Below are 23,731 nucleotides of genomic sequence, written 5' to 3' on the forward strand. Positions count from 1 at the left end.
TGCTGAGGTCTAGGCCTTGTTCTTTGGCTTGGGTGATGAGGTTTTGGGCGAGTTGGTGTTCTGTTGTCATGGTGTTATTTTCTCCTGTTGGGGTTGGGAGGGTTTACACCGTTTTCCTGACAGTCCCGGGATATTGGTCGGGATCAGACCTACCGACTCATGAAAATAGCCGGTGTTGCTGGTGCTCATCGGGGTCGTAAACCTATGACCACCAGAGCGGCCACAGTGATTGATGACCGTCCTGATTTGGTTCAGCGTAACTTTACCGCTGATGCGCCTAACCGCCTTTGGGTAGCAGATTTTACCTATATCAGAACCTATTCAGGTTTCTGCTATACGGCCTTCATTACTGATGTGTTTTCCCGGAAGGTTGTGGGTTGGGGTGTTTCTTCGACCATACATACTCTGGGGATGCCTTTGACGGCGTTGAAGCAGGCGCTTTTTGAAGCGAAGAAGGGTGGCTCTGATCTAACGCAGATTGTGCATCATTCTGACCGTGGTTCGCAGTATATTGCGCAGGATTACACTGCTGGTTTGAAAGAACTAGGAGTGCAGTTATCAGTCGGTTCTACTGGTGATTCGTATGATAATGCTCTGGCTGAGAGTGTGAATGGTGCTTATAAGGCTGAGCTGGTGAGGAATCGCCTTTTTGCTTCAGTTGGTCAGTTGGAGGTTGAGACTGCGTCTTGGGTTGCTTGGTGGAATGCTGGTCGGTTGCATCAGAGTCTTGGTTATCGGACTCCGCAGGAGGTGGTTGATGGTGCTTTAGTGGTCTTATAATTGTCGGAACTAAACCACGTACGTATCAGTTGTGTCGCCAAGGATTACGCCGCTACGACAGCAAGTGTTTTCCTCTGCTAACCCTGATGCAGGATTGGTGGAGAAAACATTGAGGCCGGTTACTGCCTTTACTGCTGATCGATTTGCTGATTTTGGTGTGGGTGTGGGTAATTATGTGGTGACTCCTCAGGAAAAAGATTTGACCTGGGACGACGCCTTCAAAGAAGGTGTTAAATCTACTGTTGGTGGTGGTGCTGGTGAGTTTAGCACTCGGCGTGCTGATGGTGTTCGGCCGGCAACTCCTCGGATGAGTGGTGAATAGGTTTAACGTAAGAATAAGTTCTTTGGAGTTAGGAAAAATGTCTAAGCGTGAAATTGTTTTTTCAGTTGTTACTCTATTCTTGGGGGCAATCGTTTTTGGTGGCTACCCTCTTATGAACAAATACCGACAAACCCACCCCATAGACAAACAGTGCACCATCGAATCAGCTGAAGTTTTTAACAGCTCCAGCGGTACAGGCGGAATCTCAACATCAAGTACCGAACTCAAAATCGACACTCTTGAGTGCGGGACGGTCTACGTAGACTATTCCATCGAGCCCAAGAAATCTTATCAAGAGATGGCTGATGACCTGAATCAATATCAAGGGCAGCAAGTGACCCTGATATTTCCCCCGTTTCAGCTACCTGCGGGCGGAGACTACGCCCTGGGTTACGGGTATCGTCTATAAAGACCCATCCAAGGCCCTAGCAGAATAAGTACGCCACATAAGGCTCAGACGATAATAGTTAGCAACATGCTAACAACAGAAATAATCATAAGTATCTCTCTCAATTAATTATTGTTATAAAAATTTCTAATCTGGCAATGTAACACTCTCAGCAACCCTATTCCCAGGATTCCAAGAGAGCGGCCCAAACATAAACGTCAATTTTTCCCCCTGATAAGAGTTCAAGGTATCAATATCTTCAAGAAGTGAATCTTCACTCCCCTTAATGCCAGTCACCACAACAGTCCCGCATTCCGCAGTCTCAATAGCAATTTTGTTTTTACTTGAACCCACTCGGGACGACGTTCCACCTTTTGAAAACCTGGCGGATTCAAGTGTGCATTCTCTCGGTTCAGCATAGCGACTGTTCACATAATCCACCACTGGGGAGTAAAGTAAAAAAGGAAGAGCTAAAATTGTTAGAAATATTATTCCTCCTGTTTTTGTTGATATAAATTTTTTCATTACTTCGACCTATTGCCTTTCTCTGTCAGATTTTCAGCAAAAGCAGCGCTGACATTTTTTAAACCTTCTCGGTTAGCCTGTTCAATGTTGATATCTTCTTCTGTAAGAAGGTAATTACTAAATCCACTAGCGTATTCCCCTAGGTACTGAGGCTTATTCAAAAGTAGACACGCACCCCACACCCACCAACTAGACAACGGCCCCACCCGCGGCAAAAATATGAGCGTTAAATCTCTACAAATAACCTCAAGCCATACCGGACAAGACCGTTGCTACACCAGCCTACAACCGGCCTCACAGCCACGCAATTCGCCACACTACACACAGCCCTCACCCATCACCTCACCTGGTCAAAACCAGGCGGAAGACCACCAGCACTCACCCTCAACCAAGCCCTCAAAATCACCCTGCTCTACCACCGCCACAACCTCACCGAAGAACTCCTCGCAGAACTTTTTGCTGTCTCTCAATCGACAGTCTCACGAGCTATCAACACCATCGAAAAGGCCCTGGAGAAGATTCTCACTCCGCTGACTCAGCCTTTGAAAGAAAGCCTCAAAGCACCCGGGTCCTTAGTAGTTGACGGGACTCTGATACCCACATGGAATTGGCGATCACTTGGTAAAACAAATTTCTCTGGAAAGCACAAACGAGCCGGATTCAACCACCAAGTCATTTGCACCTTGGATGGAAAGTTGCTGGCTATCACAGACCCGGTGCCCGGGGCCAGGCATGATGCTTACGCCTTCAAACATCATGGCTTGGAAAGATATCTTGATGAGAGCACTGTGGCTGATAAGGGCTATATCGGGTTGGGGTTGGCTACCCCGGCCAGGCGCAAGCCGGGTCAGCGGCTGAGTCGGGAGCAGAGGCGGAATAATCGGGTGCTGAATCGGCTGCGGTCGGTGGTGGAGCGGGTTATCGCTCACATCAAGACTTGGCGGATTCTTCACACGGGGTTTAGGCGGCCGTTGGGGTTGTATGGGCGGGTGTTTGCGGTGGTGCGGGGGTTGGTGTTTTTGGCTGCGGGTGGGACTTTTGAATAAGCCTCAGTGTCTTCCCTATTAAGGCTGACTGTACTTACCATATCCAATTTCGGGGGAGGACGAGTAGACCAGGTCGGCCTTGCCGTCGGCCAGGTGGTAAAAAACGCCAATGACGGCCAGGGAGCCGTCCTCAATACGCTGACGAATAATGCCCGACTGCTCAGCAATCCGGGCCGCAGTCTGACGGGTATGCTCCACCACCATATCGTTGATAGTGGCCCCCTCGGGCAGGGCCGGGGAAATCACCGACGGCAAAATACCCTCCACCAGGTTACGGATAAACCCGCCGGGCATTTCACCCTCCACCAGAGCCTTCTGGGTAGCCGTAATCGCGCCACAGGAGTCATGGCCCAACACCATAATCAGCGGGGTCTTGAGCTCACCACTGGCGTATTCCAGGGAGCCGAGAACCGCGTCGTCCAGCACCTGCCCGGCCGTCCGCACCACAAAGGCGTCACCCAAGCCGAGATCAAAAATAATTTCAGCAGCCAGGCGGGAATCCCCGCACCCAAAAATGGCGGCGAAAGGGTGTTGGCCAGAGACGAGCTCAGCGCGACGGGCGGCGTCCTGGTTGGGGTGGGACCGGTTGCCCTCCACAAAACGGGTATTGCCCTCCACAAGACGCTCCCAGGCCTGGAGTGGGGTTTCGATGGTGCTCACGATCTTCCTTTCGCCGTATCTAGGCAAAACGATAGCAAGCACCCCACCCAAGAGGTGTGTAAGCAAACTTACATTTCGGGTGGGGTGCTTGGGGCCAACCTACTTAATGCCGGTTGACGAGGTGGGGGCAGCCGTCGGCTGGGGCCCCCGCATGTAGGCGATCGTCGCCTCAATCAGGGCCTGGTACTCGGACGGCTCCGCGTCCCCCTTCACCAGCAGGGTGGTGCCGTCCACCTCCCCGATATAGAAGGTGGTGATTTTTTCCTTATCGTCAGGATCAACCAGGGTGCGGACTTCCCACTGCAGGCCCCCCACATTCACCGAGGCTTCAGGCACCGCATTACCGGTCTTTTGGGCAATCCAGGTGGCGTTAGACTCACGGGCCTGAATGATCTCCAGGAATTTATTCGAGGGGGTGACCTGCCCTGTCTCCCAGTAGTCAATGCCGTCGGCCTGCCCGCTAATCCAGCGGGCGTAGTTGTAGTGCCAGCCCTCCTGCTCGGCGGCTGCAACCGGGTAGCCTGCCTGGGCGCTGGCCTCGTAGGCAATCACGGGGAGGTCAACGGTGGGTCGGTAGGGGTTCTTGTTGGGCTGCGGCATCAACCAGATGACCGGCAGTAGCAAGAGCACCATGACGATCATCGAAATCACCATATTGCGGGCGGGCGCATTGATGCGGGCAGCCTGCTTTTCGGTAATTTGTGGGACTACCTGCTCTGTGGCGTCCGGGGCCTGGGTTTCAGGGGCGGACGCCTGTGGCAGGGGCTGGTTGCTGGGGTTAGTCGATGAAGTCACGCCTTCTATTCTGGTCTAAAGGGGGCGCCCTGTGCCACTTGCGAGCGAGAATTGCCGGCATCATCTGTGTCAAGTAGGGGCGCACCGGCCCGTAACACGGCGGGGAAGCGAGTACTCTAGAGTGTGGAGGCTGAGCGCCCCATAACAGGGAGCCAGCTGGCACTGTTAGAAGCTACTCGAAGGTGAGTCATGTCAGAAGTAATGAACGAAGATCGTAACCTGGCGCTGGAACTGGTGCGTGCAACCGAGGCTGCCGCTATTGCCTCGGGCCCGCTGGTGGGCGCAGGCGATAAGAACATGGCGGACGGTGCTGCTGTTGATGCCATGCGCGCTCGCCTTAAGACCGTGCACTTCAACGGCACCGTGGTGATTGGCGAGGGTGAGAAGGACGAGGCCCCCATGCTCTTCAACGGCGAGCAGGTGGGCGATGGCTCGGGAGCTAAGTTCGATGTTGCTGTTGACCCCATCGATGGTACCCGCCTGACCGCTCTGGGGATGGATAACGCGCTCTCCGTCATTGCGGTAGCTGAAGGCGGCACCATGTTTGACCCTTCCGCTGTCTTCTACATGGAGAAGCTGGTTACCGGCCCCGAGGCAGCTGACCTGGTCGATTTGCGCCTGCCGGTCAAGCAGAACCTGCACCTGGTCGCTAAGGCTAAGGGCACCAGCATTAACCAGCTCACCGTCTGCGTACTGGATCGCCCCCGCCATGCCAAGCTCGTTGAAGAGATTCGCGCAACTGGCGCCCGTACCCGCATGATTCTTGACGGTGACGTCGCTGGTGCTATTGCTGCCTGCCGTGAGGGCACTGGCGTAGATTTGATGATGGGCACCGGCGGTACCCCTGAGGGTATCGTGGCTGCCTGCGCTATCAAGGCCACCGGCGGCATTATCCAGGGTCGTCTTGCCCCTATCGATGACGCTGAACGCCAGAAGGCCCTGGACGCTGGCCATGACCTGGACGCGGTGCTGACCACCGACGAACTGGTTACCACCGATAACTGCTTCTTCGCCGCAACCGGCATCACCGACGGTAAGCTCCTGCGCGGTGTGCGTTACGGTCGCGACACCGTCACCACCCAGTCCCTGGTCATGCGTTCTAAGTCAGGCACCGTGCGCCTGATTGAGGCTGAGCACAAGCTCTCCCGCTACTCGGCAATGATCGCCGGGACCATGAATCGTTAGGAATTTAGCTTCACATAAGGGCAGGGGCAGATGCGCCCGAAGCCGACGTGGACCGGGGCTGGCGGTGAATCGCTTGCGAGTTCACGAGCCAGCGAGAGCGGCTGTCGGCGGGGTGCATCTGCCCCTGCCCCTATATCTATCCCTTATTTACCGATACGCGCCCGAACCTTACCGACGGCGTCCTTGGCCTTGGGGAGCAGGGTGCCGGTGGCGAACTTCTTGCCCTGAGCTAGGGCTTCGCGGCCTGCGCGGATGCCCTGGTAGGCCTTGTAGCCAGCGGTTGAGACGGGCAGGTCCCAGGTGCCGGGGTAGGCTACCGAGGTGCCGCCGAAGGACTTCTTGAACTTGGTGAAGCCAGCCCATTCGTGGTTGGGGTCGTCGTTGGGGGCGATGCCGAAGAGGTCCATGTAGGTCAGGCCCTTTTCTTTGGCGTCCAGGATGATGGTGGAGAGCAGGGGGTTACCTACCTGAAGTTTCCTGTGGGCAAAGGAGGTTGCTGCGTGGGCGTAGACGCGGGTGTCGTCTGAATCGTAGGTGAGGGAGGCTCCGATAGGCTCACCGTCTACCTTGGCGATGAAGAGGGCCGCGGCGTCCGCTGGCATGAGTACCTGGGCGACGCGGGTGAGGTAGTCGTCCTGCTGGCGGTTGAAGCCAGCGCGACCGGCGGTTTCGTCGAGATACTTGAGCAGAATCTTTATATCTGCGGGGTTCTGGGACTTTTCGAAGGTTACACCCTTCTTGTGGATGTTGCGGTGCAGGTTGCGGTTGGTCGATTTCATGTCTTTCAGAATCTGATCTTCAGATTGGGTGAGATCAATAATCTGAGTGTGTGAGGGCTGCACCTGGCGGGGTGAGAGGGTGAATCCGCGGGCGGCGAGGAAGGCTTCGCCGCTCTGGGAACCCCAGATTGCGTCATTGATGGGCTCAATGCGGATGAACCAGCATTTGTTGTCGGTTGCTACGCGTTTCATATCTGCGATGGCTGCGTCGAAGGCGGCAGCGCTGTCGGCTTCGGGCCCGTAGGGGGCGTAGAGGTAGCGGCCGGTGGAGCCGCCTTCAAGAGTGGCCATGTAACGCCAGCCTTTACCTTCGCCACGGAAGACCTGATGGCCGTTGGCTTCTTGGAGCTGGGCCCAAATATCTGACTGCAGAATTGTACTCATGGGCACCAGCTTACCGTTTTGCTGTAGGTCGTGGGGTTAGGGGACCGAGCAGGTACCGTTCTCGCTGAGTTCTGAGGTGAGCTGCGCGCGGTAGGCGGCGGTTTCAATCACGTCGAGGCCTGAGGGGCCGGACGCTGCTGAGCCGGTGCTTGAGGCAGCTGCGGTGGTGACGGTGGGCTGGACGCCTGAGGCTGAGTCTGCAATGACCTGCTGGACTGCGGTGTGGAGCTGGTCGAAGTCGGGGTAGGTGGGGAAGCTGGTGTCGAAGTAGGGTGGGCCTGCTGCGAACTGGATCAGGTCGTAGTTTTTGGATTTGAGGGCAACGTCCCCAAGGGCTGCGAGGCCGTTTTGGGGGATGTTGGTTTCGATGACCTGTTCGCCGGCTGCGGTGATGTCTGCGAATTTGGTGAGTACGTTGGCGGGGTCGAGCTGCTTGAGCATAGCTGCCTGTACGCAGCGTTGGCGGGCTTGACGGTCGTAGTCTGAGGCTCCTTCGCGGGAGCGGGCGTACCAGAGGGCGTGGAAGCCGTCGAGGTGCTGTACACCGGGTTCGATGTAGCCGTCGATGGGGTTGGGCAGGCCGGTAATTTCGTTGGTGCCGCCGCCGATGGGAACGTAGCCACCTACGTCGATGGTGATGCCGCCCAGGGCGTCGATGAGCTGCTCAAAGCCCGACATGTCGATGAGGATGTAGTTCTCGACGGTGATACCGAGGATACCTGATACAGCATCCATGGTTGCTTCGGCGCCGGGGTCGTCGGCTCCGGGGTAGAGGTCAGCGTAGTCGGCGGTGACGGTGGGGTAGAGGGCGTTGAGGATGCATTCGTCACCGCAGTCGAAACCAGTCGGGTAAACCTCCCAGAGGGGGGAGCCGTCTTCAAAGATGGCGTTTTGTAGGTTGCGGGGTACTGAGATGGTGATGGCCTGGCCGGTGGTTGCGTCGATGGATACTACGGTCATGGAGTCGGGGCGGCGGCCCACGCGGTCGGCGCCGGCGTCCCCACCCATGAGCAGGATGTTGTAGCGGCCGTCCTGTTCCTTGATGGGGGTGCCGCCGGCGAAGATGTTGCCGAGGGCGCCGCGTCCTACCCAGGTGATGTAGGCGGCGTAGCCTAGCCCGCCGCCGGTGAGGGCGATGCAGGCAACGAGGGCAAGAGTGACCAGGGGTTTAGAGCGGCCTTCGAGTAGGCCCGGTCGAATGGCACGCAGGGTTGCTAGGAAGAGGTAGACCCAGCCAATAGCTAGGCCCACAAGGGCCGCCGCCACAAGTAGCAGTACCCAGGTATTGGTGACCAGGGAAAGCACGAGGGTGCGGCGGAGCGTCCAGAGTAGTAGTAGAGCTAGCACAAGACCCCAGACAGTGAAGGTAACCTTTAGTGCCCGGCGCCCCAGAGTCTTCTGCCCGGTCAGTAGTTGGGCAGAGCCCGGGAGGAAGAGGGTGAGCAGGAGCAAGACCCAGGCCCGGCGGGTACGGACGGATGCCGATGCCGCTTCGGGGTGTTTCAGCGGATCGGTGTAGGTAGGTTCTACCAGGTGCTGACCTCGTCCCCTGACACCCGTGATAGGGGCTGCGGAGCGTGGGCGCTTGCGCTCACCGGACATGTGTTTGCCTCCCTGGCGTGGTGGGCCTAAAAAATAACTGAGTGTGGTTGAGTATCTTGGTATCTACTCAACCACACTACTGAAAGAAGCTGGGTGCTCCCGGAGCGGTCTTCCTGAACTTGCCGAGGGGCAGGCAGGAGCCGCTGGGCAGGGGGTTAGGGCGCGTAGGGGGTCTTTTGCTGGCCGTCCCGTTCGTCATTGTGGGCGGGAGCGGTGAGCGGCTGTGCGGGTGCGTTGGGGGCGGCCCCTTCACCATCGAGTTCTGCCTTGTGCTCTTCAACCTTGGCGCGCAGAGCGGCACCCTTGTCCATGGCGGTCTGGCGCAGGGAAGCGGCGAAGTCTACGAGGTCGGCCCGTACCTGGCGGGCAAAGCCGTCGCTGCCTGAACCGAGCATACGCAGGGCTAGCAGGCCGGCGTTGCGGGCGCCGTTGATGGAGACGGTCGCGACGGGCACGCCGGCAGGCATCTGCACAATCGACAGGAGCGAATCCATGCCGTCGAGAGACTTGAGCTTGACCGGCACACCGATAACGGGCAGGGGGGTAACAGAGGCCAGCATGCCAGGCAGGTGGGCTGCACCGCCGGCACCTGCAATGATGACGCGGATACCGCGGTCTGCTGCTTCACGCCCGTAGGCAATCATGTCTTCGGGCATGCGGTGAGCTGAGACCACGTCTGCTTCGTAGGGGATACCGAATTCTTCGAGGACTTCAGCTGCTGCTTCCATGACCGGCCAGTCTGAGTCTGAGCCCATCACGATGCCGACAATGGGGTTATTGGAGTCGTAGGGGGAGGTCATGTTGCTCCTTGAAACTAGGGGTGGTGCGGACGCCCGCCCCACCTGGGTAGGGCCGGGCTGATTCCGCGGGGTTAGGGGGTAGAAGGGCCGTCGGTGAGCAGGGAGGCTGCCGCGGTAGCCTGCTGGCGGAGGGCGGGGAGCTCGTTGGCGGGGCCGGTCATATTGATGTGCCCAATCTTGCGGCCGGGCTTTACCGCCTTGCCGTAGTAGTGGACCTTGGCTGCCGGGTAGTCTTCCATAAGCTGCGGGTAGACACCGAAGATATCGTCGTTAGTGCCGCCCAAGAAATTCTTCATCAGGGCGACTTCGCCCTTGATGTCGGTGTTACCCAGGGGGTAGTTAGCAACGGCTCGCAGGTGCTGTTCGAACTGGCTGGTGACGGATCCGTCCTGGGTCCAGTGGCCGGAGTTGTGGGGGCGCATGGCGAACTCGTTAATGAGGAAGCCCGCTACAGAGCCGGGAACCTCAAAGAGTTCAGCGGCCATCACACCGGTAACGCCCAACTCGGTTGCAACTTTAAGGGCGGCTGCCTGGGCTGCTTCTGCTACCTTGGGGGAGATGCCGGGGGCAGGTGCAATGACTTCGTCGCAGACCGAGTTCACCTGAATGGACTCAGCTACGGGCCAGGCTATAACCTGCCCAGAATCACGACGGGCTACCAGAGCAGAGAGCTCGCGGGTAAAAGGAACCTTTTCCTCTACCAGCAGGGCTGAAAAATCGGTGCGGTCAGGCAGTTGCTCAAACCAGGGGGCCGATTTTGCGCGGGCGTCCTGCTCATTATCGAGCACCATCACGCCCTTACCGTCATAGCCACCCCGCGGGGTCTTCAGCACAACCGGCCAGCCGCCCTCCTTGCCGAAAGTAAGCAGCTCATCGAGGGTACGAACCTCGGCCCAGCGGGGGTTAGGCAAACCCAGGCGGTCAACAGCCTTGCGCATCTCAATCTTGTCCTGGGCGTGAACCAGGGCAGCGGGGCGGGGCTGTACGTTAACACCCTCATCCATCAGACGCTGCAGAAAATCGGTGGGCACATGCTCATGATCAAAGGTGAGCACATCAACCTCACGGGCAAAAGCTGCCAGGGTATCGTAGTCCCGGTAGTCACCCACCGGTGCCAAGGGCACCGCCCGGCGAGCACAGACGTCCTCGCTCTCAGCCAGAATACGAAGGTCGAAGCCAAGTTCGGTAGCGGCGGGCGCCATCATGCGCGCCAGCTGGCCGCCACCTACAACACCAATTTTTGGTCCAGTCATAGGGTAAGTCACAGTCACTAGGCTACCTGGGCACACGGTGCTTGTAAAAGCCCCAGCTACATGCTGAACAGGCCCAGAGGCACCGGGGTCAGTTCCCAGGCAATGCCCCGCAATCTGTGAGCAAAATACTACCCCTGCCAGGAGGGCACCGGGCCCATAGCGCCTGTACTATGTGAACAGAAAAGACCTGCTCCCCAGTTCAGTCAGTGCGCCCCAGGCTCCCTGCCGAACTCATGCACGTTCCCGCCGGGAGGGGCCCGCACCAGAAGACTTAGGGAGAAAACCATGAGCTCGCTCAAGCAGCGCCTAGAGACCCTGTGGCACAGTCACGGCCGGGAGATAGCCCAGTTCCTGAGTGTCGGTGGCCTGGCCTTCATCATTAACTCGGTGATTTATTGGACGCTGATGCACTCCATCTTGTCCGATGGGCATGCCAAAGCCAAGGTTGTAGCCGGTATTGTCGCCACCATCTTCTCTTGGGTGGTGAACCGCCTGTGGACCTTCCGCGAAAAACGCACCGGTAACAAGGTGCGTGAGGCTATCGAATTCGGCATCGTCAACGCCATCGGTATCGGTATCGAGGCCTCCTGCGTGCTCTTTAGCCTCTACGTACTGGGTCTAACCAGCCCGCGGGCGTCCTTTATCTCGGGCACCATCATCGGTACCATCTTGGGCACCATCGTGCGCTATTTCCTCTACAAGTTCTGGGTCTTCTCACAGAGCAGGAGCCATAACGGCGATAAGACCTCCGAAGAAAAGCGGGCCGAGCTGATCGAAGAGGCTACCAAGATTATGACCGGCTCCCTGCCTATCGTTGAGAAGGCAGAGACCGGGCCCGTTCGTCGCCCAAAACTCGACTAAGACGCTCCTGCTCCCAGGTCACCGCCGGATCGAGAACCAGAGCTGCCCGGCCTGAAGCCATGACCGCCAGGGCCTGCTCTAGGTAAGCGGCATCAAAAAGTTCACCTGGAACCTGGAGGGCGGCTACTTCGTGCTCATATTCGGTAGTCAGGGCCGTAGCCTGCTCGGTAAGCTGCTCCATCAACCGGCCATAGCTGATGCCAGCCCATGCCTGCCCCTCTGCTGCTGGGGCAGCCCAGCCCACATAGACGTCGGGGTGGGACCTCACCTCAGCGGCATAATCAAGTACATCAGGCGGTAGCTGCCCCATAAATCGGGGCGCCAGCGGCTCGGCGGCTACAGCCAGCAGATATTCTGCCTCGGCCCCCTCTAGCTCTGCCGTATCAAAGGCGGCGCGGACGTCCGCCCCCGCCTGCAGCTCCCACGTCAAGGTTGCCCCTACCCGCAGACCAGCTGCTGCTAAAACTAGCGACCGCCAGTGCAGGCGCTGGGGGAGCGCCAGTAGGGAACCGGGCTCTACCTCACACTCATCAACCAAAAAATTAGCGGTCTTTGCGACCCAGTTGTCAAAAACCCGACCCGAAAGCTCAATCCGCTCACCCGGCGCTGAATACCAGAGCAGGGCAGGAGACTGCCGCTGAGCCAAAAGATTCATGAACTGAGGGAAAGAAGAAGCTGCCTGGGAAAATGATGCTGTCATGCTCCCTACTCTAGGGCACCGCCAGCTCCGCGGCCAGAGGGCCCCAGATGCGGTAAATGCATATACCACAGAGAAACGCAAATTATTGTGAGAGAATCTCGTGTGAAGAAGATTTTTTTAATCCCAGCTTGACGAATAGGCGGTTACACGCGTGTAATTAGGTGCAGGGAATTTTTTATTCTGTCCTCAGTTTGGGATATGAAAGGGAAGACTATGGGCCTCCACAGCCGCCTGCCTCAGGGCGCTGCAGGGCGCACGCCTGATGTGGCCCAGTACCACACTATGCACTCTGCCCAGTATTTAGAAGACCAGGCTACCGCCTTGCTCAATGCTGCCGCCCCCAAAGGCCGCGGCCGAGCAAGCTCACTTGCCAGTAGCTCAGCTACCGATATGTTCTCTACCGACTCCGAGGCCCTCTCCCTCTGGCAGCAGGCCGCCGGTATCTACAGCACAGACGGTGACGACGGCGAACTCTCTTGGCAGGCAGATGCCCTCTGCGCCCAGACCGACCCCGAGGCCTTCTTCCCTGAAAAGGGCGGATCAACCCGCGACGCTAAGCGAGTATGCAGCGAATGCCCCGTTCGCGAAGCCTGCCTAGAATACGCCATGGAAAACGACGAGCGCTTCGGTATCTGGGGCGGCTTATCAGAGCGTGAACGCCGCCGCCTCCGCAAGCAAGCTATCTAAGAAAGAAGGGCTTGATTCATGGCAATCACCCGCCAGTGCTCACGCCAGACCTGCCAGCGTGAGGCTATTTTCACGCTCACCTATGCCTACGCCCAGTCAACCGCTGTGATTGGCCCCCTCTCGGTGCACCGGGAGCCCCACGCCTACGACCTGTGCGAATTCCACGCTGACCGTCTCACCGCCCCGCAGGGGTGGGACGTCGTGCGCCTGGACGCCCCCGTTACCAGCCCCGAGAACGAAGAGCAGGCGGACGCGTCCTACCCGCCCCTGCGCTCAGTCTAAAACCTGAGCCCGCGCAACCCGTTGGCCTTCCGCCAACGGGTTTTCTTGTAGCCGCTATATCAAAAACAGCCCCCATCCGATAAACTTTGACGAGCACACAACACACGCGCGCCCACAGTACGTGACATAAGGAAGATAAGTTCGTGGTCAACCCCATCAACGCAGCCAACCGAGACGCCTTTACCCGCCGGTCCTTCGTAGCCGTCGGAGCCCTGGGCACCGTGACCCTGGCAGCCTGCTCCACCTCAGAGAGCACCACCGCCAGCAGCGAGACCAGTAGCGCGAGTGCTACCGCAAGCGCCACCCCCAGCCCCACTGCCAAGTTCTCCGGCACTGTAGAGGTTTACCCCGCCCTCGACGAGGTAGAAATCAACCCCATCGAGACCGTCACCGTCACCACCGCTGACTCGACCCTCACCAAGGTCACCGTCACCACCGCAAAGGGCGAAGAACTTGCCGGCGAACTGGCAGCAGACGGTAAGAGCTGGGCCTCCACCGACCGCATGCTCTTCCACAGCGATTACACCGTCGAATGGGAAGCCGAAGACACCGCAGGCACCGCGGGCACCGGTGAAAGCACCTTCTCCACCGTCTCAGCCGCCTACGAAGTAGACACCCTCATGAACTTCGACGAGGGCACTACCTACGGCATCGGTAAAATCATCCAGTTCAACTTCTCCGAGCCGATTCTGAACAAGGCTGAGGTAGAAAAGCGTATTACCGTCAAAGGTGGTGGCGACCAGGCCGGTAAGTTCCGCTGGTACAGCGACTACATGGTGCGCTACCGCCCCGAAGACAAGTGGGCCACCAACTCCACCATCTCCGTTACCGTCGATATTTTCGGCCTTGACGTGGGCAACGGCATGATTGGCAACCACACCACCACCCGTACTTTCAAGACCTGGAACAAGCGCTACGCTTTTGCAGACAACAACACCAAGACCATCAAGATGTATGTTGATGATGTCATGGTGCGCGAATCCTACATCACCCTGGGCAACTCCGAGTGGCCCTCAGTTGTTGGCCAGCTGGTCATCATGGAAAAGGCCGAGAGCTACTACTTCAACCCCGGCTCCCTCAACCTGGACGTGAACGACCCCCACTACTACGAACCCTTCTGGGCCTCCTGGACCTCCCGCCTGACCTCCGGCGGCGTATTCGTGCACCAGGCCCTGCCCTCAGCCTGGTCTTCGGTAGGCCGTGTGAACGTCTCCCACGGCTGCATCGGTATGCTGCCCGATGACGCTAAGTTCTTCTACAACACCTTCGGCGTAGGCGATGTGGTGGAGACCGTTAACACCGGCTACCCCCAGGCTGACCCCGATGACGGCTACGGCGACTGGAACATCCCCTTCGCCAACTACCACGACTCAAACTGGAAGGGTAACTGGTAAGACCAGAGCCTAACCGGCACAGACTGTAAAACTCCCGCCCCTAGCACCGCCCCGGTGCCCGGGCGGGAGTTTTTGATATCTACCGCGTAGAATACACAGGCAGACACACCCTAGACACCCGGGAGGAAACCCGCCGTGGCCCAGCAGCCCGACCAGAACCAGGAGTGGAAGAAACTCACCCCCGCCGTCACCCCGCCTAAGGCCGATAGCCTACTGTCAGCCCGCCGGGCTGAGCGCGGTATTCAGACTCCGGCTCCTACCGCCCACGAGGTAGGCGACACCAGCCCGTCGGCAGAGCAGACCGGGGCGGACGCTCCCTCCGAGGCTGCCCCCTGGACCGCGCCCCTAGCCGCGGTGGCAGCTCCCGAAGGTAACGCGTCCGCCCCTGAATCCACCCCGGCTGCAGAACGCGCCGAAGCCCGCGAAGTCGCGGTAGACGACAAGCCCCGCCTGCTGGGGCTGCGCCGGGCTATCATCGCCCTGGCCGTTCCCGTGCTGACCATCATGCTAGCCGTGCGTGCCGTCGCCAGCCCCGCCTTCCTCTGGCTCGAATACCACCGCCCCGGCTTCCCCTCAGACAGCTACGGCTTCGATACCCAGGAAAGACTGCGTCTGGGCTCCTACGGGCTGGACTATATCTTGAACTTTGCCCCCCACACCTACCTGGCCGATATCACCACCGGCGGCAACACTGCCTTCCTTGCCAGCGAAGTTGAGCACATGACCGACGTCAAACGGGTCATGCTGATCAGTATGACCTTTGCCCTCATTATGCTGGTGCTGGCCCTGCTCTCAGCTCGAACCCTGCGCCTGCGGGCCCCGGGCGTCCTGCGCTCCTCCCTTTTCACCGGTGCCTGGCTCACCCTAGCCCTGCTCATCGGTCTGGGCGTTGCCGGCGCTATCGGCTGGGAAGCCTTCTTCACCACCTTCCACGAGGTCTTCTTCCCCCAGGGCAACTGGCAGTTCCGCATGAGCGATACTCTCATCCGCCTCTACCCGCCTCAGTTCTGGGTGGACGCCGCCGCCACCGCAGGTGCCCTTACCCTCCTTATCACGGTTGCCCTCCTCGTCATGACCTGGCCTACCCGCTACCGCAAGCAGCTAGCCCTCAAGCGCCGGGCAGAGCGCCAGGAGCTCAAAGAACTCCTGACCAAGTAAAACCGCACAAGAACATACAGCCCGGGGCCGGTTCAGAAGAACCGGCCCCGGGCTGTACGGCTGTCATGAGAGAATCCTAAATCCAGGCGTCAAACCACATGCGCTCACGCCACTCGGTGTAGGGAACGGTTTGGGCCGTCCAGATGGGCCAGTAGTAGATAGAAATCAGGAGCGCGAAGACTACAAAGAGACCGACGACCAGTAGACCTGCCCGGCGGCGGTGTACACTGTCGCCGGGGCGTCCTAGCGCCAGCCCCAAAATACCTGCCAGCATAAGAATCAGGTAGGGCTCGAAGGACAGGGCGTAGAAAAAGAACATGGTGCGCTCGGGGTAGGCAAACCAGGGGAAGTAGCCCACCGCGAAGACCACGAGAAGAGCCGCAAAACGCCAGTCGCGGCGCAGTAGCACAATCAGTAGAGACAGGATTGCCACGATACTAAAGGACCACCAGATGAGGGGGTTGCCGATATTGAGGACCGCCTCGGAGCAGGAATCGACCGCGCACCCGTTAACACCCAGGTCAGGGGACTCATAGTAGTAGCTGGTGGGACGACCCAAAATGAGCCACTGCCAGGCAGGAGACTCGTAGGTGTGGGGGGAGTCCAGCCCGGAATGGAAGGAGTAGGCAGAGCGGTGGTACTCCCACAGGGAGCGCAGAGATTCTGGCAGCCAGAGAAGTCCCTCGCCGGGGTGCTCTGCTGCCCAGTTGCGGTCGTAGGCGGAGTCTGAGAGGAACCAGCCGGTCCAAGTCGCTAGGTAGGTGAGTAGGCCGGTGCCGATGAGGGCAAAGAAAGCGAGGACGCCGTCGCGCAGGAAACCCGCGATATACCAGCGGCGGATGCCGGCAACACGGCGGGCGTTGGCATCCCAAAAAACCGTCATCAGACCGAAGATAGCGATGAAGAAGAGGGCGTTCCACTTGACACCTACCGCCAAACCCGCGCAGATACCTGCGATAAACCGCCAGTAGCGGAAGCCCAGCCAGGGGCCGTAGCGCATGAAGTTGTCGGTGGGAGCGCCGCCCTTGTGCTCGCGGGCGTGGGCAGCTATTCGGACAGCAAGCTGGCGCCTACCCTGGTAACGGTCAAGCAGTAGCGCCACAAAGGTAGCTAGCAACCAGAACATGAGGAAGATATCGAGCAGGGCAAAACGGGACTGCACAAAATGCAGGCCGTCGATAGAAATCAGCAGGCCGGCCAGGGTAGCAACCGTAACCGAGCGGAAGAGCAGCCAACCAGCCAGCATGACCAGGCCCACCGACAGGGTGCCAGTGAGTGCTGCGGCAAAGCGCCACCCAAAGGGGTTATCGTCCCCAAAAATCGCCATACCGAAGGCGATCATCCACTTACCAACCGGCGGGTGGACCACATACTCGGCGGTTTCAAGGATGCCCGATGGGGCTCCGGCAACGAAGGTCTCGTTGGCTGTGTCAGACCAGTTGCGCTCATACCCAAAGTGCAGCAGGGAGTAGGCGTCTTTAGCGTAGTAGGTTTCGTCAAAGACGATGGCGTTAGGGTTGGCCAGGTTTACAAAACGCATGAGCCCGGCCAGTACTAGTACAAGCAGGGGTGCCACCCAGCCGTAGCGGGGCAGCGGTACCGCTGTTACGGCTAGCCGCGCCCGGAGGGCTGACTCGGTGAAAGCGTCTTTGAGGGTCAGGACGGCAGAGGTTGGGTTAGATGTCACCCTAGATATGCTACCCGGGGCAGCAGAATCATGCGCGCGGACGCGGGGGGACCAGCTTCCTCTGGTCCTATCTAGTAGGGACCAGATTCCTCCCAAAATACTTCGTGCCATGACCTACAGTCGGTATTTTTCTGGTCCCTACGAGGGGCGGGGTCTAACCCGCTGGGTGGTGAAGCTACCCTGTGGATATCTGTATATGCGCTGTAACAACCCGACCGATAAAAAATCTTTTTTGGCGCAATACGTTGAGACTGGGAGAAACTTTATCCACAGGAAACATCAGTTCTAGAAAATTAGCTCATACACAACAGAATGCTGTCATGGATATTCTCGATAGCCTTCAAACCGTTTATACCTACAGGGAACTGCGGCAGCTGGGTATGAGCTCTACTGTTATCGCTCGCCGGGTTAGACAACAGGAGCTGACTCGTCTCCTCCCTGGCGTTTATACAACCCAGTCAAATTTTCGTCAGCTTCCCCGCTATCAGCAGTACCCCTATTTTATTTCTGCTGTTTACAAGAAGAACCCTCAAACCATCTTTACCCACCAAACCGCTGCCTGGTTGCATGGCTTTGCTGTGGTAGATCAGAAGCTGGTAGATGTACAGTGCCACCCTAGTTCACGGGGGCGTGCTCAAGGTATTGCAAAGCACTATTCGTATACAGCTCTCGATACGACGTCATCGCACGGTTTATTTCACCTCACTACCCGCCTGCGGACTTTAGCTGACTGTTGCCGCTACCTGCATCCGTCCTCAGCGCTAGTTACGGTTGAGTCAGCGCTTTATCAGGGAGCATGCACCGTTGAGGAAGTCGCGGAATATTTGGGGCACCAGAGGGGGCGCGGAGTTCAGAAAATGCGGACGGTTGTCGGCCTCATGAGTTCTTCGAGCGAGAGTGCTGGTGAAAGCAAACTGAAATGGGTCTTACACATGAGCCCCTTACCCCTGCCAACCCAGCAGGTTGATGTCTGGGTTGACAACGAACACTTCCGGCTCGACTTTGCTTACGAAGATGAAATGATTGCCCTCGAATTTGATGGGCGGGTGAAATACCTTGATTCCCAGAGCCGCGATGAGGTTTTCTTCAACGAGGTGCGACGCGAGAAGCTACTGAAAAATGCGGGGTGGGATGTGCTGCGCTATGACTGGTCTACCGTTGTGAACCACCCGCAGAGGATCGTTCGTGAAGTTCTTGCCACCATGCAACGGAAAAACGGGAGCAGCAGAATCGCAGCGCTCAGGTAACAAGGGACCAGAAAAGTAACGATTGTATGTGTGGCGGACAAGGACGTCGGGAGGAATCTGGTCCCTACTTGTAGGGGAACAAAAGTAGTAGGGTTTAACCCTATGGAATCCTCCCCTCACACCACGCCCGCTGCGCCGGCCGAAGGCGGCGCCCTCATCCTTGGCGGAACCCCCATCGGCAACCTAGCCGATGCCTCCCCGCGCCTGCGCGAGGCGCTCGCGTCCGCCGACGTCCTCGCCGTTGAAGACAGCCGTACCCTGCGTAAACTAGCCGCCGGGCTGGGCGTCACCACCCGGGGGCGGGTGCTGGTCAACCACGACCACAACGAGGCTGACCGCGCCGGGCAGATCGTTGAGGCTGTGGCAGCCGGGCAGACCGTGCTGCTGATGTCGGACGCCGGTATGCCCGCTGTCTCCGACCCCGGCTATGTCGCAGCCGCTGCCGTGGCCAACGCAGGCCTGACCGTCACCGCCCTACCGGGCCCTTCCGCCGTCGTCACCGCTATTGCCGTGTCCGGGCTGCCCTCGGGGCGTTTCACTTTTGAGGGCTTCCTCGCCCGCAAGGGCTCCGACCGTACCCGGCGCCTGGCCGCGCTCGCTAGTGAAGAGCGCACCATGGTCTTCTACGAGTCCCCCCACCGGCTGGCCGCGACCCTGCACGATTTCGCCGAAGTCTTCGGGGCAGGGCGCCGCGCCGCTGTCTGCCGGGAACTGACCAAGCTGCACGAAGAGGTTGCCCGCGGCAGCCTGCAAGAACTCATTACCTGGGCCGAATCTAAGCAGATCAAGGGCGAAATCGCCATCGTGGTGGAGGGCGCCCCCGAACCTGAGGCTGAAGAAGCAGAGAACCTAACCGATCTCGTCCTTGAACTGGTTGCCGGCGGCGTCCGCCTGAAAGCCGCCTGCGCCCAGGTCGCCGAAGCCCACGGGGTGTCTAAGCGCGACCTCTACCAGGCAACCCTGGCCGTCAAAGATTCAGAAAGCTAAACCTATGTGTACCGACCACGCCCTGACCGATGCCGAACTCCGCGAGCTTGCAGAGCGCTTTGCCTCCTACCTGCCGAGTGAGGCCGAGCAGACCGCCACCATCTTTGAAACCCCTGAGCCGGTTCTGGAGGGCGAGGTACCCCCGGCCTACCAGGCTGACCGCTACAATACCGAGGGCGAGCCCAGCGGGGAGGGTACCCGCCGCCGCGGCGAGAAAGGGGAGGACGGCCGCCGCCGCAACCTGGTCTTCCCGCCCGCTCCCGCACCGCTGCCCTATGCCATCGTCGATAATCACACCCACATGGACCTGCTCGACGGCGAGGTGGCCGTTACCGCCCGCGATGCCCTCGATACCGGCGAAGCCCTGGGCATCGGTGCGATTGTGCAGGTGGGCTGTGATGTGCCCAGTTCTCTCTATGCTGTGCGCGCTGCCCAGGCTGATCCCCGCGTGCTGGCCGCTGTGGCCCTGCACCCCAACGAGGCTCCCAAGCTGGCTGAAGCGGGCCAGCTCGAAGCTGCCCTGGCTGTGATTGACAACCTGGCAGCTGACCCGCGCGTCCGTGCCCTGGGTGAGACCGGTCTGGACTACTTCCGCACCGGTGAAGAGGGGAAGGACGCCCAGGAGGAGTCCTTCCGCGCCCATATCCGTATGGCGAAGAAGCACGGTAAGGCCGTGCAGATTCATGACCGCGACGCGCACGAGGACGTCGTCCGCATTCTGCTCGATGAGGGCGCACCTGAGACCGTGATTTTCCACTGCTATTCCGGCGGGCCTGACCTAGCTGAGATCTGTAACGAGCAGGGCTGGTACATGAGCTTTGCCGGCACCGTGACCTTCAAGAACTCGCACGGTATTCAGGAGTCCCTGAAGCTAGCCCACCGGGAGCTGATTCTGGCTGAGACCGACGCGCCCTTCCTGACCCCCCACCCCTTCCGGGGCCGTCCTAATGCCAGCTACATGACCAACTACACCGTCCGCTTTATGGCAGGCCACCTGGGCGCCGACCTTGAAGAGCTTTGCCGGGATATCCGCGCTAACTCCCTGGCAGCTTACGGGAGCTGGGGGATTGAGGGCTTCTAGCCGCTAGAGCCAGGTAGGCGACTGCCCACGCGACAGGCAGGGCATGTAGGAGAGCCAGGTGCTCGGGCCACTCGTTGCCGCCCCAGTCGTGCCCGCCAAACCAGACCGCAAAGGGCATGGCAAAGATGAGCACACCGGTGGCAGCTAGGTAGAGGTAGCCGGTGTGCGCGGTGCGCCAGCCGTAGAGGGTCGCAAAGACCAGGAAGGTGACGAACCAGACCCAGTGGTGGGTCCAGGAGATGGGGGAGAGCAGCAGCCCCAACACCGCCACGCAGGAGGCTGCCCCCAGGTAGGCGCCACGGACGTCCTGCCACGCTAACCTGCGCACGGCCAGGTAAGCCAGCACTACCGCCCCCAGGGCGGTGATGGCAAAAAGGACGCCGGTGAGCCAGCTGGGGAAGAGCATGGCCCAGGTGCCCAGCAGGTTATAGTTCAGCGCCCCGGTAATGGAGCCCACGCGGGAGGATTCAAAGATTTTCTCGGTGAAGTACTCGCGGGCGACCTCAAAATCGACGGCAAAGCTCAGCGCGATAGAGGCCAGACCGGTGCCCACGAAACGGGCCAGGGACTTCCAATCGCGGGTGGCGAGAAAGAGCAACCCGAAGATAGCCGGGGTGAGCTTGATGCAGGCTGTCAGGGCAATGAGCACCCCGTGCCAGCGGGTGTTCTTGAGGTAGATGACGTCGGTGAGAATGAGCAGTACCAAAAAGATGTTGATTTGCCCCAGTTCCATGTTGAAGCTGATGGGGAAGAACTTGAGTAGCAGGGGAGTGAGCCAGAGCCCGGCAGCTAGGGCGGGGCGCTTGCCTACCCCCATACCCCGGCAGGAGAGGTAGACCAGGGCGACCAGCGCGGCAATGTTGAGCAGCAGGAATATAGGCCCTGCGGTATCTGCACTGGTGAGCAGCACAAAGGGGGTGAAAACTAGGGCAGCAAAGGGCGGGTAGGTGAACCCGTAGATTTCTTCGGGCGGCAGGGCCCAGTTGTAGAGCTGGCCGGTTTCTAGCCAGTGGGCCACCCCACCGTAGTAGACCTGTAAGTCGAAGAATTCCCGAGCTACCATTTTTTCGTCCCAGAGGAAGGGGTAGGCGCTGATGAGGGTCAGCGCCAGGGCAGTGGCCAGGGCGGGTGCGCTGGTGAGTGCTCGGGTAAGGGTGGCAATGGGCGGACGCTGGTGGGCGGCAGGTGCTACAGGCATGGGGTTCCCGGGGTTGGGGGCTTGGTACGAGCAGTAATTCTACCGGGGGTGTTCTGGGAGTGAGGAAACCTATGTGTATATACAGACCCGGTAGACTAGAGAGCGTGACTGAACAGCAATCTCCCGCGCCCGATGCCCTGTTGGGCCCCCAAGAAATTCGTGACCTGGCAGCCCAGCTCGGCATCCGCCCCACTAAGACCCTGGGGCAGAACTTCGTGATTGATCCCAATACGATTCGTCGTATCATCGCCGCCGCCGATATCAGCCCCGATGAGACGGTGGTTGAGGTCGGCCCGGGCCTGGGATCCCTTACCCTGGGTATTTTGGACGCTGCCCGCGACATGGTTGCTGTTGAGATTGATCCGCCCCTGGCCGAGCAGTTGCCCGCTACTATCGCCAAGTTCCGCCCCGGCTCAGAAGACCGTATCGACGTGGTGCTCTCCGATGCTATGAAGGTCACCGAGCTGCCGCGTACCCCGTCCGCCCTGGTCGCCAACCTGCCCTACAACGTGGCGGTGCCGGTGCTCCTGCACATGTTCGCAACCTTCCCCTCCATTGAGCATGCCCTGGTGATGGTTCAGGACGAGGTCGCCGACCGTCTCTCAGCCAAGCCCGGTTCAAAGATTTACGGGGTGCCCTCGGTCAAGGCTAACTGGTTCGCTGAGGTGTCTAAGGCCGGGGTAATCGGCACCAATGTTTTCTGGCCTGCCCCCAAGATCAAGTCGGGCCTGGTGGCTTTTAAACGCCGCCCCGAGCTGCTGTCTGACCTGCCTCGTGAAGAGGTCTTTGCCATTGTCGATGCCGCCTTTGCCCAGCGCCGTAAGACCCTGCGGGCTGCGCTTGCTGGATGGGCCGGCTCTGCTGCTCGTGCCGGTGAGATTCTTGAAGCTGCCGGTATTGACCCGCAACTGCGTGGTGAGAAGCTCGATATTTTTGACTTCATCAAGATTGCCGAAGCTGCCCGGCAGGTACCTGCCCCTGCCGACCAGAGCGGGGAGGGCGCGTCCGCATGACTCTGAGCGTTTCTGCTACCGCCCCAGGCAAGGTCAACCTGTATTTTGCGGTGGGGCCCCTGCGGGAGGACGGCTACCACGAGGTTGCCTCTCTCTACGCCGCTACCGATGTGCTGGAGCGCGTGACGATTTCTTCGGCCCATGAGCCGGGTATCGCCCAGTCTATGAGCGTTGCTGAGGGCTCCCCGGTTGCGGAGCAGGTTGCTGCAGGGGCTTTTGACCCGGCTGTGGTTCCGCTCGACGAATCTAACCTGGCCTACCGCGGTGCGGCAGCGGTGCTGGCGGAGAGCGGCCTGGAGCCCGCGGACGTCGCTGTCCAGCTTCATATTGATAAGGCAGTTCCGGTTGCCGGTGGTATGGGCGGTGGGTCAGCCGACGCTGCTGCTGCCATGAAGGCGATGAACGATTACCTGGTGCAGGCCGGTCTTGCTACTGAGCCTCTTGCGCTTGAGCGCCTGTTGGAGCTGGCTGCTCCGCTGGGCGCCGATGTGCCTTTCGCCCTGTTGGGCGGCCTGGCCGTGGGCACCGGGGTGGGGGATAAGCTCACTCCGATCAAGGTGCCCGAGGGTGTGGAGCCGCTGAGGTTCGGGTTTGTGCCTTCAACGGCTGGGCTATCAACCCCTGCGGTGTTTAGGGAGCTGGATACTGGCCGGGCTGAGGGGCGCTACCCTGCTCCGGACGCCACCCTGCTGGTTCCGCAGGAGCTGTTAGACCTGCTGACTTCGGCCGAGCCGCTGCAGGAGCGCCTGCCAGCTATCGCCGGGCTGCTGCGCAATGACCTGGCTGCGCCAGCTGTTGCTTTGTTGCCTGAACTGGCAGAAACGTTGAAGCAGGCCGAAGCCCAGCTCGGTGTAGAGGCAAGCTTGGTATCAGGCTCGGGGCCGACTGTCGCCTATATCTCGCAGTGGGCATGAGCA

25 protein-coding genes are annotated in these 23,731 nt (G+C 59.4%); 15 read left to right on the forward strand and 10 right to left on the reverse strand.

Going from position 1 to position 23,731, the window contains the following annotated elements; translation table 11 throughout:
* Nucleotides 1-132 precede the first annotated feature (132 nt).
* The 3 genes from L6963_RS04080 (at nt 133) to L6963_RS04090 (ending at nt 1,511) form a co-directional block, all read left to right on the forward strand.
* A complete protein-coding gene (locus tag L6963_RS04080; RefSeq protein ID WP_272878947.1) occupies nt 133-780 on the forward strand; it encodes an IS3 family transposase in 648 nt (215 codons plus the stop codon).
* Nucleotides 781-844: 64 nt separating this feature from the next.
* Nucleotides 845-1,102 carry a hypothetical protein gene (locus tag L6963_RS04085; protein WP_237197529.1) on the forward strand — a complete coding sequence of 86 codons (258 nt, stop codon included), beginning with the start codon at nt 845-847 and terminating at the stop codon, nt 1,100-1,102.
* A gap of 37 nt (nt 1,103-1,139) precedes the next feature.
* On the forward strand, nt 1,140-1,511 hold the full coding sequence (locus L6963_RS04090; RefSeq protein WP_237197527.1) for a hypothetical protein: 372 nt from the start codon (nt 1,140-1,142) through the stop codon (nt 1,509-1,511).
* Between the two features lie 126 nt (nt 1,512-1,637).
* On the opposite strand, the gene L6963_RS04095 is transcribed toward L6963_RS04090, so the two are convergent.
* Nucleotides 1,638-2,015, reverse strand: a complete 378-nt coding sequence (locus L6963_RS04095) for a hypothetical protein (protein WP_237197525.1) — start codon at nt 2,013-2,015, stop codon at nt 1,638-1,640.
* A 269-nt stretch (nt 2,016-2,284) separates the two neighbouring features.
* Between L6963_RS04095 and L6963_RS04100 the strand changes: the two genes are divergently transcribed.
* On the forward strand, nt 2,285-3,061 hold the full coding sequence (locus L6963_RS04100; RefSeq protein ID WP_237197523.1) for a transposase: 777 nt from the start codon (nt 2,285-2,287) through the stop codon (nt 3,059-3,061).
* Between the two features lie 18 nt (nt 3,062-3,079).
* On the opposite strand, the gene L6963_RS04105 is transcribed toward L6963_RS04100, so the two are convergent.
* Together L6963_RS04105 and L6963_RS04110 are read right to left on the reverse strand one after the other, a co-directional pair.
* The gene (locus L6963_RS04105; RefSeq protein WP_237189783.1) at nt 3,080-3,721 is read right to left on the reverse strand and encodes a carbonic anhydrase; all 642 of its coding nucleotides are present in this window, start codon (nt 3,719-3,721) and stop codon (nt 3,080-3,082) included.
* Nucleotides 3,722-3,820: 99 nt separating this feature from the next.
* The gene (locus tag L6963_RS04110; RefSeq protein WP_237206659.1) at nt 3,821-4,516 is read right to left on the reverse strand and encodes a DUF4245 domain-containing protein; all 696 of its coding nucleotides are present in this window, start codon (nt 4,514-4,516) and stop codon (nt 3,821-3,823) included.
* Nucleotides 4,517-4,705: 189 nt separating this feature from the next.
* Between L6963_RS04110 and glpX the strand changes: the two genes are divergently transcribed.
* Nucleotides 4,706-5,701: a class II fructose-bisphosphatase gene (gene glpX, locus L6963_RS04115; RefSeq protein WP_237205912.1), complete on the forward strand. Its 996-nt coding sequence runs from the start codon at nt 4,706-4,708 to the stop codon at nt 5,699-5,701.
* Nucleotides 5,702-5,844: 143 nt separating this feature from the next.
* Here glpX and L6963_RS04120 read toward each other — a convergent pair whose 3' ends face one another.
* From L6963_RS04120 to L6963_RS04135, 4 genes are all read right to left on the reverse strand, one after another.
* Nucleotides 5,845-6,864 carry a lipid II:glycine glycyltransferase FemX gene (locus L6963_RS04120; protein ID WP_237197516.1) on the reverse strand — a complete coding sequence of 340 codons (1,020 nt, stop codon included), beginning with the start codon at nt 6,862-6,864 and terminating at the stop codon, nt 5,845-5,847.
* Nucleotides 6,865-6,900: 36 nt separating this feature from the next.
* Complete coding sequence (locus L6963_RS04125) at nt 6,901-8,466, reverse strand: LCP family protein (protein WP_237206660.1); 1,566 nt, start codon at nt 8,464-8,466, stop codon at nt 6,901-6,903.
* A gap of 155 nt (nt 8,467-8,621) precedes the next feature.
* The gene (purE, locus tag L6963_RS04130) at nt 8,622-9,266 is read right to left on the reverse strand and encodes a 5-(carboxyamino)imidazole ribonucleotide mutase (RefSeq protein ID WP_237187140.1); all 645 of its coding nucleotides are present in this window, start codon (nt 9,264-9,266) and stop codon (nt 8,622-8,624) included.
* Between the two features lie 71 nt (nt 9,267-9,337).
* On the reverse strand, nt 9,338-10,519 hold the full coding sequence (locus L6963_RS04135; protein ID WP_237206661.1) for a 5-(carboxyamino)imidazole ribonucleotide synthase: 1,182 nt from the start codon (nt 10,517-10,519) through the stop codon (nt 9,338-9,340).
* A gap of 285 nt (nt 10,520-10,804) precedes the next feature.
* Between L6963_RS04135 and L6963_RS04140 the strand changes: the two genes are divergently transcribed.
* Nucleotides 10,805-11,380: a GtrA family protein gene (locus tag L6963_RS04140; protein WP_237206662.1), complete on the forward strand. Its 576-nt coding sequence runs from the start codon at nt 10,805-10,807 to the stop codon at nt 11,378-11,380.
* Here the strand turns inward: L6963_RS04140 and L6963_RS04145 are convergent.
* Nucleotides 11,328-12,080, reverse strand: coding sequence for a TIGR03089 family protein (locus L6963_RS04145; RefSeq protein WP_237206663.1), 753 nt, complete (start codon nt 12,078-12,080; stop codon nt 11,328-11,330). The genes L6963_RS04140 and L6963_RS04145 overlap by 53 nt on opposite strands.
* Nucleotides 12,081-12,293: 213 nt before the next feature.
* Here L6963_RS04145 and L6963_RS11800 point away from each other — a divergent pair, with 213 nt between their 5' ends.
* From L6963_RS11800 to L6963_RS04165, 4 genes are all read left to right on the forward strand, one after another.
* Complete coding sequence (locus tag L6963_RS11800; protein WP_272878946.1) at nt 12,294-12,767, forward strand: WhiB family transcriptional regulator; 474 nt, start codon at nt 12,294-12,296, stop codon at nt 12,765-12,767.
* An 18-nt stretch (nt 12,768-12,785) separates the two neighbouring features.
* On the forward strand, nt 12,786-13,049 hold the full coding sequence (locus tag L6963_RS04155; protein ID WP_237206664.1) for a DUF3499 domain-containing protein: 264 nt from the start codon (nt 12,786-12,788) through the stop codon (nt 13,047-13,049).
* A gap of 143 nt (nt 13,050-13,192) precedes the next feature.
* Nucleotides 13,193-14,443 (forward strand): L,D-transpeptidase, encoded by a 1,251-nt coding sequence (locus tag L6963_RS04160; protein WP_237206665.1) that lies wholly within the window; start codon nt 13,193-13,195, stop codon nt 14,441-14,443.
* 135 nt (nt 14,444-14,578) lie between these two features.
* Nucleotides 14,579-15,601: a TIGR01906 family membrane protein gene (locus L6963_RS04165; RefSeq protein ID WP_237206666.1), complete on the forward strand. Its 1,023-nt coding sequence runs from the start codon at nt 14,579-14,581 to the stop codon at nt 15,599-15,601.
* A 76-nt stretch (nt 15,602-15,677) separates the two neighbouring features.
* Here the strand turns inward: L6963_RS04165 and L6963_RS04170 are convergent, their stop codons facing one another.
* Complete coding sequence (locus L6963_RS04170) at nt 15,678-17,288, reverse strand: dolichyl-phosphate-mannose--protein mannosyltransferase (protein ID WP_237206667.1); 1,611 nt, start codon at nt 17,286-17,288, stop codon at nt 15,678-15,680.
* Between the two features lie 320 nt (nt 17,289-17,608).
* Here L6963_RS04170 and L6963_RS04175 point away from each other — a divergent pair, with 320 nt between their 5' ends.
* The 3 genes from L6963_RS04175 (at nt 17,609) to L6963_RS04185 (ending at nt 20,603) form a co-directional block, all read left to right on the forward strand.
* Nucleotides 17,609-18,535: a DUF559 domain-containing protein gene (locus L6963_RS04175; RefSeq protein WP_237206668.1), complete on the forward strand. Its 927-nt coding sequence runs from the start codon at nt 17,609-17,611 to the stop codon at nt 18,533-18,535.
* Between the two features lie 102 nt (nt 18,536-18,637).
* A complete protein-coding gene (gene rsmI, locus L6963_RS04180; protein ID WP_237206669.1) occupies nt 18,638-19,522 on the forward strand; it encodes a 16S rRNA (cytidine(1402)-2'-O)-methyltransferase in 885 nt (294 codons plus the stop codon).
* 4 nt (nt 19,523-19,526) lie between these two features.
* The gene (locus L6963_RS04185) at nt 19,527-20,603 is read left to right on the forward strand and encodes a TatD family hydrolase (RefSeq protein WP_237206670.1); all 1,077 of its coding nucleotides are present in this window, start codon (nt 19,527-19,529) and stop codon (nt 20,601-20,603) included.
* On the opposite strand, the gene L6963_RS04190 is transcribed toward L6963_RS04185, so the two are convergent.
* Nucleotides 20,557-21,801: a glycosyltransferase 87 family protein gene (locus tag L6963_RS04190; protein ID WP_237206671.1), complete on the reverse strand. Its 1,245-nt coding sequence runs from the start codon at nt 21,799-21,801 to the stop codon at nt 20,557-20,559. The genes L6963_RS04185 and L6963_RS04190 overlap by 47 nt on opposite strands.
* Before the next feature lie 104 nt (nt 21,802-21,905).
* Between L6963_RS04190 and rsmA the strand changes: the two genes are divergently transcribed.
* Together rsmA and L6963_RS04200 are read left to right on the forward strand one after the other, a co-directional pair.
* Nucleotides 21,906-22,814, forward strand: coding sequence for a 16S rRNA (adenine(1518)-N(6)/adenine(1519)-N(6))-dimethyltransferase RsmA (gene rsmA / locus L6963_RS04195; RefSeq protein ID WP_237206672.1), 909 nt, complete (start codon nt 21,906-21,908; stop codon nt 22,812-22,814).
* Entirely contained in the window at nt 22,811-23,728 is a 918-nt protein-coding gene (locus L6963_RS04200; RefSeq protein WP_237206673.1) for a 4-diphosphocytidyl-2C-methyl-D-erythritol kinase, read from the forward strand. The genes rsmA and L6963_RS04200 overlap by 4 nt, the downstream gene beginning before the upstream one ends.
* The last annotated feature ends 3 nt before the right edge of the window (nt 23,729-23,731 follow it).

It is taken from the genome of Rothia nasimurium, from assembly GCF_928392795.1.
In the GTDB taxonomy this organism is placed as follows: domain Bacteria; phylum Actinomycetota; class Actinomycetes; order Actinomycetales; family Micrococcaceae; genus Rothia; species Rothia nasimurium_F.

Coding starts and splice junctions, on each gene's coding strand:
- L6963_RS04125 (WP_237206660.1), bottom strand. CDS start 8,466: ATGTCCGGTGAGCGCAAGCGCCCACGCTCCGCAGCCCCTATCACGGGT.
- purE (WP_237187140.1), bottom strand. CDS start 9,266: ATGACCTCCCCCTACGACTCCAATAACCCCATTGTCGGCATCGTGATG.
- L6963_RS11800 (WP_272878946.1), top strand. CDS start 12,294: ATGGGCCTCCACAGCCGCCTGCCTCAGGGCGCTGCAGGGCGCACGCCT.
- L6963_RS04145 (WP_237206663.1), bottom strand. CDS start 12,080: ATGACAGCATCATTTTCCCAGGCAGCTTCTTCTTTCCCTCAGTTCATG.
- L6963_RS04155 (WP_237206664.1), top strand. CDS start 12,786: ATGGCAATCACCCGCCAGTGCTCACGCCAGACCTGCCAGCGTGAGGCT.
- L6963_RS04140 (WP_237206662.1), top strand. CDS start 10,805: ATGAGCTCGCTCAAGCAGCGCCTAGAGACCCTGTGGCACAGTCACGGC.
- rsmI (WP_237206669.1), top strand. CDS start 18,638: ATGGAATCCTCCCCTCACACCACGCCCGCTGCGCCGGCCGAAGGCGGC.
- L6963_RS04185 (WP_237206670.1), top strand. CDS start 19,527: ATGTGTACCGACCACGCCCTGACCGATGCCGAACTCCGCGAGCTTGCA.
- glpX (WP_237205912.1), top strand. CDS start 4,706: ATGTCAGAAGTAATGAACGAAGATCGTAACCTGGCGCTGGAACTGGTG.
- L6963_RS04135 (WP_237206661.1), bottom strand. CDS start 10,519: ATGACTGGACCAAAAATTGGTGTTGTAGGTGGCGGCCAGCTGGCGCGC.
- L6963_RS04090 (WP_237197527.1), top strand. CDS start 1,140: ATGTCTAAGCGTGAAATTGTTTTTTCAGTTGTTACTCTATTCTTGGGG.
- L6963_RS04120 (WP_237197516.1), bottom strand. CDS start 6,864: ATGAGTACAATTCTGCAGTCAGATATTTGGGCCCAGCTCCAAGAAGCC.
- L6963_RS04175 (WP_237206668.1), top strand. CDS start 17,609: ATGGATATTCTCGATAGCCTTCAAACCGTTTATACCTACAGGGAACTG.
- L6963_RS04200 (WP_237206673.1), top strand. CDS start 22,811: ATGACTCTGAGCGTTTCTGCTACCGCCCCAGGCAAGGTCAACCTGTAT.
- L6963_RS04190 (WP_237206671.1), bottom strand. CDS start 21,801: ATGCCTGTAGCACCTGCCGCCCACCAGCGTCCGCCCATTGCCACCCTT.
- L6963_RS04095 (WP_237197525.1), bottom strand. CDS start 2,015: ATGAAAAAATTTATATCAACAAAAACAGGAGGAATAATATTTCTAACA.